Genomic DNA, 440 nt, shown 5'->3' with positions numbered 1-440 from the left:
CTTTACAATTTATGAGTGTGTGTGTTATTTACGTTGGGTAACGTTGGCAAATTCCTTCCATAATTTATCTTCCGTTGGATATGGTGCAACAATTTCGACACGTTCCTGTTTTACGGGGTGCATGAAACTGATGCGCCTTGCATGCAATGAAATGCCGCCATCGGGATTTGAGCGGGGAAAGCCGTATTTTAGGTCGCCACGTATGGGGCAGCCTATTTTTGCCAGCTGGGCTCTTATTTGGTGATGACGCCCTGTCTGCAAATCTACTTCCAACATGTGATATCGGGCCGAACTCGATATCAATTTATAAGTAAGAATGGCTTCTTTGGCGCCTGAACGCATCTTTGGGAAGGCATAAGATTTATTTTTTTTGCTATCCTTAAGGATGAAGTGTTTCAGCGTGGCTTCATCTTGCTCAGGTAATTCCTGCACAATGGCCC

Annotated in this window: 1 protein-coding gene; it reads right to left on the bottom strand. The window is 44.5% G+C overall.

What is annotated here, in order from left to right:
- Nucleotides 1–24 precede the first annotated feature (24 nt).
- A partial coding sequence (locus tag C6366_RS21115) for a pseudouridine synthase (protein ID WP_146164950.1) occupies nt 25–440 on the bottom strand: 416 nt, incomplete at its 5' end.

The organism is Desulfonatronum sp. SC1 (assembly GCF_003046795.1).
In the GTDB taxonomy this organism is placed as follows: domain Bacteria; phylum Desulfobacterota; class Desulfovibrionia; order Desulfovibrionales; family Desulfonatronaceae; genus Desulfonatronum.
This window is presented reverse-complemented; position numbering and strand designations above follow the sequence as displayed.